Annotated in this window: 13 protein-coding genes; 10 read left to right on the forward strand and 3 right to left on the reverse strand. The window is 65.6% G+C overall.

Going from position 1 to position 13,018, the window contains the following annotated elements; genetic code table 11:
* Nucleotides 1–113 precede the first annotated feature (113 nt).
* A complete protein-coding gene (locus RSW2DRAFT_RS03505; protein WP_040671538.1) occupies nucleotides 114–1,130 on the reverse strand; it encodes a GlxA family transcriptional regulator in 1,017 nt (338 codons plus the stop codon).
* A gap of 157 nt (nucleotides 1,131–1,287) precedes the next feature.
* Between RSW2DRAFT_RS03505 and RSW2DRAFT_RS03510 the strand changes: the two genes are divergently transcribed.
* On the forward strand, nucleotides 1,288–2,658 hold the full coding sequence (locus RSW2DRAFT_RS03510) for a class II 3-deoxy-7-phosphoheptulonate synthase (RefSeq protein ID WP_008028097.1): 1,371 nt from the start codon (nucleotides 1,288–1,290) through the stop codon (nucleotides 2,656–2,658).
* 60 nt (nucleotides 2,659–2,718) lie between these two features.
* Here the strand turns inward: RSW2DRAFT_RS03510 and RSW2DRAFT_RS03515 are convergent, their stop codons facing one another.
* Nucleotides 2,719–3,408, reverse strand: coding sequence for a PAS domain-containing protein (locus RSW2DRAFT_RS03515; protein ID WP_008028099.1), 690 nt, complete (start codon nucleotides 3,406–3,408; stop codon nucleotides 2,719–2,721).
* Between the two features lie 285 nt (nucleotides 3,409–3,693).
* Here RSW2DRAFT_RS03515 and RSW2DRAFT_RS03520 point away from each other — a divergent pair, with 285 nt between their 5' ends.
* The 3 genes from RSW2DRAFT_RS03520 to RSW2DRAFT_RS03530 are packed head-to-tail and all read left to right on the forward strand — an operon-like array spanning nucleotide 3,694 to nucleotide 5,749.
* A complete protein-coding gene (locus RSW2DRAFT_RS03520; protein ID WP_008028102.1) occupies nucleotides 3,694–4,587 on the forward strand; it encodes a YicC/YloC family endoribonuclease in 894 nt (297 codons plus the stop codon).
* Nucleotides 4,588–4,589: 2 nt separating this feature from the next.
* Nucleotides 4,590–5,234: a guanylate kinase gene (gene gmk / locus RSW2DRAFT_RS03525; RefSeq protein ID WP_008028104.1), complete on the forward strand. Its 645-nt coding sequence runs from the start codon at nucleotides 4,590–4,592 to the stop codon at nucleotides 5,232–5,234.
* A complete protein-coding gene (locus tag RSW2DRAFT_RS03530; RefSeq protein WP_008028107.1) occupies nucleotides 5,231–5,749 on the forward strand; it encodes a gamma carbonic anhydrase family protein in 519 nt (172 codons plus the stop codon). The genes gmk and RSW2DRAFT_RS03530 overlap by 4 nt, the downstream gene beginning before the upstream one ends.
* Before the next feature lie 158 nt (nucleotides 5,750–5,907).
* Here RSW2DRAFT_RS03530 and RSW2DRAFT_RS03535 read toward each other — a convergent pair whose 3' ends face one another.
* A complete protein-coding gene (locus RSW2DRAFT_RS03535) occupies nucleotides 5,908–6,300 on the reverse strand; it encodes a hypothetical protein (RefSeq protein WP_008028109.1) in 393 nt (130 codons plus the stop codon).
* Nucleotides 6,301–6,505: 205 nt separating this feature from the next.
* Between RSW2DRAFT_RS03535 and RSW2DRAFT_RS03540 the strand changes: the two genes are divergently transcribed.
* The 6 genes from RSW2DRAFT_RS03540 (at nucleotide 6,506) to phoU (ending at nucleotide 13,017) form a co-directional block, all read left to right on the forward strand.
* On the forward strand, nucleotides 6,506–7,546 hold the full coding sequence (locus tag RSW2DRAFT_RS03540) for an ATP-binding protein (protein WP_008028111.1): 1,041 nt from the start codon (nucleotides 6,506–6,508) through the stop codon (nucleotides 7,544–7,546).
* 130 nt (nucleotides 7,547–7,676) lie between these two features.
* Nucleotides 7,677–8,735, forward strand: a complete 1,059-nt coding sequence (locus RSW2DRAFT_RS03545; RefSeq protein ID WP_008028112.1) for a substrate-binding domain-containing protein — start codon at nucleotides 7,677–7,679, stop codon at nucleotides 8,733–8,735.
* Nucleotides 8,736–8,798: 63 nt separating this feature from the next.
* Nucleotides 8,799–10,175 carry a phosphate ABC transporter permease subunit PstC gene (pstC, locus tag RSW2DRAFT_RS03550; protein WP_008028113.1) on the forward strand — a complete coding sequence of 459 codons (1,377 nt, stop codon included), beginning with the start codon at nucleotides 8,799–8,801 and terminating at the stop codon, nucleotides 10,173–10,175.
* An 11-nt stretch (nucleotides 10,176–10,186) separates the two neighbouring features.
* A complete protein-coding gene (gene pstA / locus RSW2DRAFT_RS03555) occupies nucleotides 10,187–11,479 on the forward strand; it encodes a phosphate ABC transporter permease PstA (RefSeq protein ID WP_008028114.1) in 1,293 nt (430 codons plus the stop codon).
* A 25-nt stretch (nucleotides 11,480–11,504) separates the two neighbouring features.
* Nucleotides 11,505–12,293: a phosphate ABC transporter ATP-binding protein PstB gene (pstB, locus tag RSW2DRAFT_RS03560; RefSeq protein WP_394295233.1), complete on the forward strand. Its 789-nt coding sequence runs from the start codon at nucleotides 11,505–11,507 to the stop codon at nucleotides 12,291–12,293.
* 10 nt (nucleotides 12,294–12,303) lie between these two features.
* Nucleotides 12,304–13,017, forward strand: a complete 714-nt coding sequence (phoU, locus tag RSW2DRAFT_RS03565) for a phosphate signaling complex protein PhoU (RefSeq protein WP_008028116.1) — start codon at nucleotides 12,304–12,306, stop codon at nucleotides 13,015–13,017.
* The last annotated feature ends 1 nt before the right edge of the window (nucleotide 13,018 follow it).

Below are 13,018 nucleotides of genomic sequence, written 5' to 3' on the forward strand. Positions count from 1 at the left end.
CCTACGTCAGCCGCGACTCGCCCCGCTTGGGCTTCATCTGTTCGAAAGTATCCTCGGGGGGAGCCCGCAGGGCGTGGGGGGCAGACAGCCCCCCTCTGTCCGTCAAACCGCGATCAGATCGACAGCCGCACCCCGGTGCCGCCGCCCTGGGTGCCGCGCTCGCGGTAAGGCGTGGTGTTGTAATGCGCCCGGTAGCATTTGGAAAAATGCGACGGGCTGGCAAAGCCGCAGGCGAGGGCCACGTTGATCACGCTCATGTCGGTCTGCATCAACAGGTTGCGCGCCTTCGACAGCCGCAATTCCATGTAATAGCGCTTGGGGCTGCGGTTCAGATAGCGGCGGAACAGACGTTCCAGCTGCCGGGTGGACATGCCGACCTCCTCGGCCAGATCGGCCGGGCTCATCGGGTCTTCGATGTTGCTTTCCATCATCTGGATGACTTGCGAAAGCTTTGGATGCCGCACGCCGATCCGGGTCGGGATCGACAGCCGCTGGGTGTCCTGATCGGTGCGGATCGCCGAATAGATCAACTGGTCGGCCACGGTATTGGCCAGGTCCTCGCCGTGGTCCTGCGCGATGATCTTCAGCATCATGTCGATCGACGCGGTGCCGCCGGCACTGGTCAGCCGGTTGCCGTCGATCACGAACACCGATTTCGTCAGCTTCACATCCTCGAATTCCTCCAGAAACCCGTCCTGGTTTTCCCAGTGGATGGTGGCGCGGCGCCCGTCCAGCAAGCCCGCCTTGGCCAGCGCATAGGCCCCGGTGCAAAGCCCGCCGATGGTGGCACCGCGCCGGGCCTCGCGCCGCAGCCAGCCGATGATGCCGCGCGAGGTGGCGCGCTGCACGTCGATGCCGCCGCAGACCAGCACGGTATCCTCGCGCGTCACCTCGTCCAGCCCCATGTCCAGCTTGAACGCCGTGCCGTTGGAACAGATGGCGGTGTCGCCGGACTCGCCGGCCAGTTTCCAGGCATACAGCGTTTCCTCGGCCACCCGGTTGGCAATTCGCAACGGTTCGATCGCGCCGGCAAAGGACAGCATGGTGAAACGGTCCAGCAGCAGGAACACAAAGCGCCGGGGTTCGGCGGGTTTGGTCACGTTGGTGGCCTTGCGGGCGTGGGCGGACATGCGGTCATCCATTTTACGCGACGTGTTTGCGTCGTTTCTGGCACATGGATACAGCATTTCCCGCCCCCTTCAAGCGGAACCGGGGGTTTGAGGCTTTGCTTTCACCCGGCATTTGCCCTATATGCCCCGCGATACCGCTGAACCACGGAGAACACCGATGACCACCGGCTGGACCAAATCGGATTGGCGCGCCAAGCCGCGGGTGCAGATGCCCGACTATACCGATGCAGCGGCGCTGCGCGGCGTCGAGGCGCAACTGGCCAAATATCCGCCGCTGGTGTTCGCGGGCGAGGCGCGGCGGCTGAAGAAGCAGCTCGCATTGGCCGCCGAGGGCAAGGCTTTCCTGTTGCAAGGCGGCGACTGCGCCGAAAGCTTTGCCGAGTTTTCTGCCGACAACATCCGCGACACCTTCCGCGTGCTGCTGCAAATGGCGGTGGTGCTGACCTATGGCGCCAAGGTGCCGGTGATCAAGGTCGGCCGCATGGCCGGGCAATTTGCCAAGCCGCGCTCTACCGCGACCGAGGTGATCGACGGGCTGGAACTGCCCAGCTACCGCGGCGACATCATCAACGGCTTCGATTTCACCCCCGAGGCGCGGATCCCCGATCCGGCCCGGATGCTGCAGGCCTACACCCAGGCCGCCGCCAGCCTGAACCTGCTGCGCGCCTTCTCCACCGGCGGTTTTGCCGACATCCACCGGGTGCATAGCTGGACGCTGGGATTTGCCGAAAGCGACAAGGCCGAACGCTACCGCGAAATCTCCAACCGGATTTCCGACGCGCTGGATTTCATGAACGCTGCCGGGGTGAACGCCGAAACCGCGCATAATCTGGCGGTGGTGGATTTCTACACCAGCCACGAGGCCTTGCTGCTGGAATACGAGGAAGCCCTGTGCCGGATCGACAGCATCACCGGCCTGCCGGTGGCGGGGTCGGGCCACATGATCTGGATCGGTGATCGCACCCGGCAGGTCGATGGCGCGCATGTCGAATTTGCCAAGGGCGTGCTGAACCCGATCGGGCTGAAATGCGGCCCCACCACCACTGCCAGCGACCTGAAGGCGCTGATGGCCAAGCTGAACCCGACCAACGAGCCCGGTCGGCTGACCCTGATCGCCCGCTTTGGTGCCGGCAAGGTGGCCGAAAACCTGCCGCGCCTGATCAAGGCGGTGCAGGAGGAGGGCGCTGCCGTGGTCTGGACCTGCGACCCGATGCACGGCAACACCGTGAAATCCGCCTCGGGCTACAAGACCCGGCCTTTCGAGCAGGTGCTGCGCGAGGTGCGCGAATTCTTCGGCATCCACAAGGCCGAGGGCACCATCCCCGGCGGCGTGCATTTCGAGATGACCGGCAAGGACGTGACCGAATGTACCGGTGGCCTGCGGGCGGTGAAGGATGAAAATCTGGCCGACCGCTATCACACCGCCTGCGACCCGCGGCTGAACGCCAGTCAGTCGCTGGAACTGGCGTTTCTGGTGGCCGAAGAGCTTTCCAGCCTGCGCCACGCCGATCGTCGCATCGCCTTGTGATCTGCATCAAGCAGGGCGGGCGCGGCACCCAAACGGGTGCCGCGCCCGCCCTTTGCCATTTCAGTCGTCGAACCGCACCAGCCGCAGATGCGGGCGTTTGACAGGGGCCGGAGCAAACCCGGGCACCGCTTCGGCAAACCCCGGCTCCGGCACACGCGCTTTCGGCGCATCACTCAGCATTTCCTGCGTCGTGGTGGCAATGTGGAACCGCCGCGGCTTGCGACCGATCTCGCCTATGGTGGCAAGGCACCCCAGCGCCAGATCGGCGGCCCCGCTGTCGCCGCGCAACGGCAGGATCAGCATCCGCCCGTGCAGCGACGGCTTGCCAAGCCCGCGCTCCGCCGCCAGCCGCAGATCAAGGATCGACGGGCCTTTGAACACCTGCTCCAGCCCGGTCGCCAGCGCCGCCCGGCCCATCGGGTCGAACATCGCTGACAGCGGCATGCCGCGCACTTCCATCCCCATCAACTCGACCAGATGCATCCCCGCCAGCCGGAATCGGGCGATGCCGGGGGCAATGCGTTCGATGATGAAGGCGCAATCCAGCGCACCGGCAATGCCGCGCGGGTCGATCTGCGCCCGGGCGGGCAGGGTGGCACCGTCGCGCAGCGCCTCCCAATAGGCCCGCACCTCGGCGGTCTGGGCGAAGATCAGCCGCGCCGCCGGATCGCGCACAATCAGCGGACCCTTGGCAACCGCCGGTTCGGCGTCCGACGCCCCGCGCTTTCCGCTCAAAAAGAAAATCGACATCTCGCAACCCTCAGCCCCGGACCCGTGCCCCCGATCCGGCTGCCAACGCACTGGCCCTGCGGTCCTCTGCGATGCGGGCCACGCCCGGATACCAGATCAACGACAGGCCGCCTTTGCTGCGACAACAGGATTAACCGTGGAACAACACAGATTACCCAGATATGAATTTACACCAAATTCGAACGATTGGGGGCACAATCTGTAGAATTGGTAAACCGGGGGACCGCACCTGCTGCGATGCCACCGCAACAAGCCGTCCGCAGGCGGCAGAAGGATCGCGTAACCATGACAGTTTCGATGACCGGTTTTGCCGCCCGCAAGGGGCAGGGCCACGGCCACAGTTGGGCCTGGGATATCCGCTCGGTGAACGGCAAGGGGCTTGATCTGCGGCTGCGGGTGCCGGACTGGATCGACGGGCTGGAACTGGCGTTGCGGGCCGAACTTGGCCGGGCCTTGCAGCGCGGCAATGTCAGCCTGACGCTGAAACTGGCGCGCGATGGCGGCGAGGCCGAGGCGCTGCGGGTCAACCCTGCGGTGCTGCGCGGCGTGCTGGCAGCACTGGCGCAGGTCGAAGCCGCGGCGATGGAATGTGGCATGACGCTGGCGCAGGCGAGCCAGGCCGATGTGCTGGCCCTGCGCGGCGTGCTGGAATCGGGTGCCAGTGACGACGATACCGCGCCGCTGCGCGCCACCCTGCTGGCGGATCTGCCGCCGCTGCTGGCCGATTTCCACGCCGCCCGTGCCGCCGAAGGCGCCGCCCTTGGCCGGGTGATCGCCGCCCAACTGGACCGCATCGCCGCCCTGACCGAGCTTGCCGCAGCCGAGGCCGCCGCCCGGGCCGACAGCGCCGCCACCACGTTGGCCGACAATCTGGCCCGCGTGCTGGCCAACAGCGACGGGGTGGACGCCACGCGCCTGGCGCAGGAACTGGCGCTGCTGGCGGTGAAAACCGACGTGACCGAGGAACTGGACCGCCTGACCGCCCATATCGCCGCCGCCCGCGCCTTGCTGGAGGATGCAGGCCCGGTGGGCCGCAAGTTCGATTTCCTGATGCAGGAATTCATGCGCGAGGCCAACACCCTGTGCTCCAAGGCGCAGGCGCTGGCGCTGACCCGCATCGGGCTTGACCTCAAGACCGTCATAGATCAGATGCGCGAACAGGTTCAGAACGTGGAGTGAGCATGGCCGATCCCCAACGCCGCGGGCTGCTGCTGATCCTGTCCTCGCCCTCCGGTGCCGGGAAATCCACCCTGGCGCGGCGGTTGATGGACTGGGATCCGACCATCCGCTTTTCGGTTTCCGCCACCACCCGCCCGCCGCGCCCCGGCGAGGTGGATGGCACGGATTACCATTTCCGCAGCCACGCCGCCTTCGCCGCCGAGGTGGAGGCGGGCGAGATGCTGGAACATGCCAGGGTGTTCGACAACTTCTACGGCTCGCCCAAAGGCCCGGTGCAGGCGGCGATGGCCGAAGGCCGCGACACCCTGTTCGACATCGACTGGCAGGGCGGCCAGCAGATCCGCAACTCCAGCCTGGGCCGCGACGTGGTGTCGATCTTCGTGCTGCCGCCCTCGATTGCCGAACTGGAGCGGCGGTTGCGCAGCCGTGCCCAGGACAGCGACGCGGTGATTGCCGGGCGGATGGCGAAAAGCCGGGACGAAATCAGCCATTGGGCGGAATACGACTATGTGCTGGTCAATGCCGATCTTGATCAGGCCTTTGCGCGATTGGTCACGATATTGCAGGCCGAAAGGTTGCGGCGCGACCGCCAGCCCGGCCTGTCGGAATTTGTGCGCGGGTTGAACAGGGAGTTTGAAGCCCGATGATCTATGCGCTGGAAGGCCTGCTGCCCGAGATCGACCCTGACACCTGGGTGGCCCCCGATGCCAATGTGATCGGCCGGGTGGTGCTGGCGGCAGGGGCTTCGGTCTGGTTCGGATCGACGCTGCGCGGCGACAACGAGCCGATCATGGTCGGGCCGGGCAGCAATGTGCAGGAGGCTTGCGTGTTGCACACCGACATGGGCTATCCGCTGACCATCGGTGCCAACTGCACCATCGGCCACCGGGTGACGCTGCATGGCTGCACCATCGGCACGGGCAGTCTGATCGGCATGGGGGCCACGGTGCTGAACGGCGCGAAGGTGGGGGCTGGCTGCCTGATCGGCGCGGGCGCGCTGATCACCGAAGGCAAGGAAATTCCCGATGGGTCACTGGTGATGGGCGCGCCGGGACGGGTGGTGCGGGCCTTGGATGCAGCGGCGCAGGCACGGCTGATCGCCTCGGCGCTGGGGTATCAGGCCAACATGCGGCGGTTTCGTGCGGGGCTGGCGGCGCTCTGAACAAAAGTTTTGGAAAACTTTTGCAAAATCCTTCGAAGGATTTTGGCTCTCGGCGTGATGCGACAGTTTTCGGGGCACGGTCCTTGCAAGCGAGGTGTTTGCCCGGCGCACCATGGGATGTTTCAGGGCAGCACTTCCGCCTGCCTGGGTCGGCGCAATCAGACGGCGGCTTCGGGAAGCTCGATCAACCGCACATCAAGACCGGGGGCAAAGGCGCGCAGCTCGGACTCGACCATGCGGCGATTTGGCAGCGCCGGGCACAGCGCGCAGATGCAGCCGCCAAAACCCAGGGCCGCCAGCACCAGCAGCGCCTGCTCGATGTCGATGCCGGGGTGCAACAGCGGCAGCACGATGCAATCGGGGTTTACCTGGGTCAGGATTTCGTGATCCAGTGCGCCGAAACTTGCCATCACCACCGAAGGACGCGGCACCCGCATGTCGATCAAGGCCAGCGCCTCGGGCGCATCGACCAGCAGGAACACCTGCGCCATCGGCAGTTGCGGGTTCTGGCCCGAGGTCTTGCCACTGGAAAGCACCGAACTAGCCGACATGGGGCACCCGAGCGGGGCGGCGCGATAGGAGGGGCTGGCGCATGGGCGTGGTCCTGGTCGGGTCGAGGGTTCACCCTATGGGGGCGGGAAAAAGAGATTTTCGCGTAGAAAGGGTATTGGCCGCCGGGAAAAGCTGCAAGCCCTGATCGGGGCAGGTGGGACAAAATGGCCAGACGGCGCGCCGGCGCCAAAGTGAGGAACGGGCATGGATGGGGTCAGGCTGGAAGATGTGTTGGCGGCAGTGCCGGTGCCGGTGCTGCTGATTGATGCAGGCGGACGGCTTGCGGTGGCCAATCCGCAGGCGCTGGCGATGCTGAGCACCGACCAGATCGGGCGGCACCACGGTCTCGCGATCCGCGCGCCGGGGCTGCTGGCCGCCATCGAGGCGGCGCTGTTGCGCGGCGAGGCCGGGCAAGTGCGATTCGTGGCCTCCGATGCGGCGCAGGAGGCGGTTTACCGGGTGGCGGTGACGCCGGTGGCCGCCGCCGGTGGCCGGGCCGCGCTCTGCGCCTTTCAGGATACCACCGAGGCCGAACTGGTGGGGCAGGTGCGCCGCGATTTCGTGGCCAATGTCAGCCACGAACTGCGCACGCCGCTGACGGCGCTGGTGGGGTTCATCGAGACGTTGCAGGGGGCTGCCCGCGACGACGCCGGCGCGCGCGAGCGGTTCTTGACCATCATGGCGCGCGAGGCCGGGCGGATGAACCGGCTGGTGCAGGATCTGTTGCAACTCAGCCGGGTCGAATCGGAAGAGCGGCTGCGCCCGACCGAGATGCTGGACATCGTGGCGCTGATTCGCGGTGTGAAGGCCACGCTGCGGCAATTGGCCGATGCGACGGCGGTTACGGTGCAGATGACCGGCATCGAGGCGCCGGTGCTGCTGGCCGCCGATGCTGACCAGATCACCCAGGTGCTGCACAACCTGATCGAAAATGCGGTGAAATACGGCGGTCCGGGCAAGACCGTCACCATCGAGACCAGTCTGATTGCCCGCGACCCGGTGTTGCGTGGCCCGGGCGTGCGGATCACCGTCACCGATCAGGGCGAGGGCATTGATCCTGTGCATCTGCCGCGGCTTACCGAGCGTTTCTACCGCGTGGACAGCCACCGCTCGCGCGAGATGGGCGGCACCGGGCTGGGGCTGGCCATCGTCAAGCACATCGTCAACCGCCATCGCGGGCGACTGCTGATCGACAGCGAAAAGGGCAAGGGCAGCCGGTTTTCGGTGATCCTGCCTGCGGGCTGACCTAGGCGCGAACGGCTGTGCGGCTTCATCAAACTGTTACATTGCTGTCGCAAAACCGTGGTCAAGCCCGCTTACTGCAGGTGCCGGGATCGCCATCCGGGCGGTCGTTGTGACAGATCAGGAGAACCTCATGTCCGCCATGAAACTTGCTGCTTCCGTGCTGACTATTGCCGCCGTTTCCGCCACCGCCGCTGCGGCGCGCGATCAGGTGCGCGTCGTCGGCTCTTCCACCGTGTTTCCCTATGCGCAGGCGGCAGCGGAAAACTTTGCCAATGCCACCGGCATGGCGGCACCGGTGGTCGAATCGACCGGCACCGGCGGCGGCATGAAGATTTTCTGCGAAGGCATTGGCGAAGGCTTTGCCGATGTGACCAACGCCTCGCGCGCCATGAAGAAATCGGAATACGAACTCTGCGCCAAGAACGGCGTGACCGACATCACCGAAGTGATGCTGGGCTATGACGGCCTGACCCTGGCGGTCTCGCGCGACAGCACCTACGCTTGGGCGCTGACCGAAAAGCAGATCTACCAGGCGCTGGCCGCCGAGGTGGACGTGGACGGCAAATGGGTGGCCAACCCCTACAAGAAATGGTCGGAAATCGACCCCAGCCTGCCCGATGTGGCAATCATCGCCTATGGCCCGCCGCCGACCTCGGGCACCCGCGATGCCTTTGTCGAGCTGGCGATGCATGACGGCTGCAAGCAGCTTGATTACGTCAAGGCGATGAAGGAAACCGCGTCCAAGGAAGACTATGACAAGTTCATCACCGACAGCTGCTCGCGGATGCGCCAGGACGGGCCGTTCGTCGAGGCCGGCGAGAACGACAACCTGATCGTGCAGCGCATCGAAGCCGACCCGACCGCTGTCGGCATCTTCGGCTACTCGTTCCTTTTCGAGAACGGCGACAAGCTGAAAGGCATCCCGGTTGATGGCGTCGAGCCGACGGCCGAGACCATCGCCGACTTCAGCTATGGCGTGGCGCGGCCGCTGTTCATCTACATCAAGAACGCGCATCGCGGCGTGATCCCGGGCCTGAACGAGTTCGTGGAGGAGTTCGTCTCGGACGCGGCGATGGGCGACGGCGGCTACATGCAGGAACGCGGGCTGACGCCGCTGGACGCGGAAAAGCTGGCCGCCCAGCAAGCGGTCGCGACCGGGGCCGTCGCGATGACCGCGCCGGAAAAGTAAGACCATGACCGCCGCCCGCGCCAAACGCGCGGGCGGCCGTTTTTCATTGACCCGAGGCCGCGCATGACCCTTATTGCCCTTCTTTTGTTGCTGACCGCCGCAACGTTTGGCTATCTGGTCAACCGTCGTGCGGCGCAGACCATCCGGGCGAGGGGCGGCAGCCTGCACTCGCTGGCAAGCTATCATGGCGGCTATTCGGTGCTGCTGGTGCTGCTGCCGGGGGCGACCTTCCTGCTGCTTTGGCTGCTGTTCCAGAGCAGTGTCATCATGGCGCTGGTGATGGGCCGGCTGCCTGCCGATGCGCTGAGCGGGCTGGACGCCGGGGCGGTGCAACTGGTGCAGACCGAGATCACCTCGCTGTCCAAGGGTCAGGTGTTCGGTGCGCCCGCGCCGTGGAAGCTGGACGCAGCCGATCACATGGTCGCGCTGCAAGCCACCTCGCGCTGGCTGATGCTGGGGCTGCTGGCGCTGATCGCCGTCGCGGGCCTGGCGTTTGCGCGGTTTCGCGTGCGGGCGGCCTTTCGCGCGCGTCAGGGTGTTGAAGGCATCCTGCTGGCGCTGATGATCGGCTGTTCGCTGGTGGCGATTGTCACCACCATCGGCATCGTCGCCTCGCTGGCCTTCGAAAGCTGGCGGTTTTTCAGCATGGTGCCGGTGACCGAGTTCCTGTTCGGCACCAACTGGGAGCCGCAGATCCCGCTGCGTGCCGACCAGATTGCCGGGGCAGGGGCCTTTGGCTGGCTGCCGGTCATTCTGGGCACCATCGTGATCACGGTGATTTCGCTGGTGATCGCGGTGCCGATCGGGCTGTTTTCGGCGGTCTATCTGTTCGAATTCGCCTCGCCCAAGTTTCGCGCCGTGGCCAAGCCGCTGCTGGAAATTCTGGCGGGCATCCCGACCGTGGTTTACGGCTTTTTCGCCGTGCTGACAGTGGCGCCGGCGCTGCGTGACGGGGCAGATGCCATGGGGCTGGTCTTGTCGCCCAACACGGCGCTGGCGGCGGGATCGGTGATGGCGATCATGCTGATCCCGTTCATCTCGTCCTTCACCGATGACGCGCTGGCCGCTGTGCCGCGCAGCCTGCGCGACGGCAGTCTGGCGCTGGGGGCGACGCGCGCCGAGACGGTGACCGAGGTGCTTATTCCGGCGGCGATCCCCGGCATTGTCGGCGGCGTGCTGCTGGCGGTCAGCCGGGCGGTCGGGGAAACCATGATCGTGGTGATGGCCGCAGGTCTGATTGCCAGCATGACCATCAACCCGCTGGATTCGGTGACCACCGTCACGGTGCAGATTGTCACCCTGCTGATCGGTGATACCGCGTTCGACAATCCCAAGACCCTGGCGGCCTTTGCGCTGGGGCTGATGCTGTTTCTGGTGACGCTGGCCATCAACATCCTGGCGTTGCGCATCGTGCGCAAATACCGCGAAATCTACGATTGAGAAGGGCCGCCATGACCGTCATCACCCCGACCCCTGCCGCCGCCCCAGCCGCCGCGCGCGCTGACTCGGTCCGTGCCAATCTGCGCCGCCGGCATCGCCGCGAAACCGGGCTGAAATCGCTTGGCATGGCGGCCATCGCGATTGCCTTCCTGATGCTGGCCATTCTGGTCGGCTCGCTGGTCTCGACCGGCTGGCAGGCCTTCACCCAGACCCATGTCACCATCACCTTCCCGATCGACCCCGCCAAGGTGAAGGCCGAAAAGCCCGAGGCCGGCAATTACCGCGCCCTCGTGCAGGCCGCGATGGTGGCGGCCTTGCCCGATGTGCCTGCAGCACAGGCCAAGAAGCTGGCGGAAATCGTGTCGAACTCGGCCCAGTTCACCCTGCGCGACCGGGTGGTGGCCGACACCGGCCTGATCGGCCAGAGCATCACGCTGACCGTGCCCGCCTCTGACCCCTATGACCAGTTGAACAAGGGCCTGATCGACCGCGCCACCCCTGCCGCCAACCGCCGCCTGAGCGACGAGCAGGTGGCCGCCTTTGACGCGCTTGCCGCCGATGGCCGCATCTCCAAGCCGTTCAACTGGGCGCTGTTCACCAATGCCGACAGCCGGTTTCCCGAGCTGGCCGGGCTGACCGGCGCGCTGGTCGGCTCTTTCTACGCGCTGTTGACCTGCTTTGTGCTGGCCTTTCCGCTGGGTATCGGCTCGGCCATCTATCTGGAAGAGTTTGCCCCGAAAAACCGCATCAGCGATTTCATCGAGATCAACATCAACAACCTCGCGGCAGTGCCGTCCATCGTGTTCGGGTTGCTGGCGCTGGCGGTGTTTCTGAACGGCTTCGGCCTGCCGCGCTCGGCCCCCATCGTCGGCGGGTTGACGCTGGCGCTGATGACGCTGCCCACCATCATCATCGCCACCCGAGCGGCGCTGAAAGCGGTGCCGCCGTCGATCCGCGAGGCGGCGCTGGGCATCGGCGCATCGCGGCAACAGGTGGTGTTCCACCATGTGCTGCCGCTGGCGATGCCGGGCGTGCTGACCGGCACCATCCTGGGCCTTGCCCGCGCGCTGGGCGAGGCGGCCCCCTTGCTGCTGATCGGGATGAACGCCTTCATCACCGCCGCCCCCGGCAGCCCGTTCGACCCCGCCACCGCCCTGCCGACACAGATCCTGATCTGGGCCGACAGCACTGAACGCGGCTTTGTCAGCCGCACCTCGGCGGCGGTTCTGGTGCTGCTGGGCTTTCTTCTGATCATGAATGCCGTTGCGATTTATCTGCGCGCCCGCTTCGAGCGGAAATGGTAGAACCGGAGTGACCCCCATGAAAGACATGCATACCCTGGAGAAAAGCGTGCAGATCGAGACCACCAAGATGACCGCGCGCGGCGTGCAGGTGCATTACGGCACCAATCACGCGCTGAAGGATGTCGATGTCGATATTCTGGACAAGACGGTGACGGCGTTCATCGGGCCGTCGGGCTGTGGCAAATCCACCTTCTTGCGCTGCCTGAACCGGATGAACGACACCATCGTCGGCTGCCGGATCGACGGCAAGATCACCCTCGATGCGCAAGACATCTATGCGGCATCGGTCGATCCGGTGCAGTTGCGCGCCAAGGTCGGCATGGTGTTCCAGAAGCCGAACCCGTTTCCGAAGTCGATCTATGACAACGTGGCCTACGGCCCGAAAATTCACGGCATGACCCGGGGCAAGGCGGAACTTGATGCCATCGTCGAGAAATCGCTGCGCCGTGCCGCGCTGTGGGGCGAGGTGAAGGACCGGCTCGATGCCCCCGGCACCGGGCTGTCGGGCGGTCAGCAGCAGCGGCTGTGCATTGCGCGCGCCATTGCCACCAACCCCGAGGTGCTGTTGATGGACGAGCCCTGCTCGGCGCTTGACCCCATCGCCACGGCGCAGGTCGAGGAACTGATCGACGAGTTGCGCAGCCAGTTTTCGGTGGTGATCGTCACCCACTCGATGCAGCAAGCCGCCCGCGTCAGTCAGAAAACCGCGTTTTTCCACCTGGGCAACCTGGTGGAGTTTGGCGAAACCGGCCAGATTTTCACCAATCCGCGCGATCCGCGCACCGAAAGCTATATCACCGGCCGGATCGGCTGAGGGGAACGCCATGAACACCGAACGCCATATCGCCACCGCCTTTGACCGCGACCTGGAAGCGGTGCAGGCCATGACCCTGAAAATGGGCGGGCTGGTGGAAACCGCCATCCTGAACGCCGCCCTGGCGCTGGAAAGCCGCGACGAGGAACTGGCCGAACAGGTGCGCGCCGGAGATACCGCCATCGACGCGCTGGAAAACCTGATCAACACCGAGGCCGCCCGGCTGATTGCGCTGCGCTCGCCCACCGCGGGCGATCTGCGCACCGTGCTGACGGTGATGAAGATCGCGGCGGCGCTGGAACGCTGCGGCGATTATTCCAAGAACATGGCCAAACGCACCGCCCTGCTGGCGCGGATGCCGCCGATCGGCTCGGCGCCCGGTGCGTTGCGGCGGATGGCCAAGGCGGTGCAGCTGCAACTGAAGGACGCGCTGGACGCCTATATCCGCCGCGACGCCGAACTGGCCGCCGAAGTGCGGCTGCGCGATCTGGACGTGGACCAGATGTATAACGGCCTGTTCCGCGAGTTGTTGACCCACATGATGGAAGACCCGCGCAACATCTCGGCCTGCATGCATCTGCATTTCATCGCCAAGAACATCGAACGGATGGGCGACCATGCCACCAGCATCGCCGAGCAGGTGATCTATCTGGTGACCGGCAGCGCCCCGGCCGAGGCGCGGCCGAAATCGGATCCCACCCGGGCGGCGGGCGGCGAGGCATAAT

The organism is Rhodobacter ferrooxidans, assembly GCF_000176015.1.
Lineage (GTDB): Bacteria > Pseudomonadota > Alphaproteobacteria > Rhodobacterales > Rhodobacteraceae > Pseudorhodobacter_B > Pseudorhodobacter_B ferrooxidans.